The organism is Methylobacterium sp. J-059, assembly GCF_022829485.1.
Lineage (GTDB): Bacteria > Pseudomonadota > Alphaproteobacteria > Rhizobiales > Beijerinckiaceae > Methylobacterium.
On the sequence record NZ_JAKSYA010000059.1, the window covers coordinates 1 to 413 of the forward strand.

A 413-nucleotide genomic window follows, 5' to 3' on the forward strand; every position below is an offset into this window, starting at 1 on the left:
GTCGGCGGCAAGGAGACCCCGCTGCTGACCCACTTCGACCGCAACGGCTTCGGCTACACACTCAACCGCGCCACCGGCGAACTCCTCGTCGCCGAGAAGTTCGACCCGGTCGTCAACTGGGCCTCCAAGGTCGATATGGACAAGGGCTCCAAGACCTACGGTCGCCCCCTCGTCCAGGCCAAGTACTCCACCGAGCAGAACGGCGAGGATACCAACTCCAAGGGCATCTGCCCGGCGGCCCTCGGCACCAAGGACCAGCAGCCTGCTGCGTTCTCGCCGAAGACCAACCTGTTCTACGTGCCCACCAACCACGTCTGCATGGACTACGAGCCGTTCCGGGTGACCTACACCCCGGGCCAGCCCTACGTCGGTGCGACCCTGTCGATGTACCCCGCGCCGAACAGCCATGGCGG

At 65.6% G+C, this 413-nt stretch carries 1 pseudogene; it reads left to right on the top strand.

Annotated elements, in window-relative coordinates:
* Nucleotides 1-413, top strand: a pseudogene (locus tag MKK55_RS06570) (PQQ-dependent dehydrogenase, methanol/ethanol family); the annotation flags it as partial.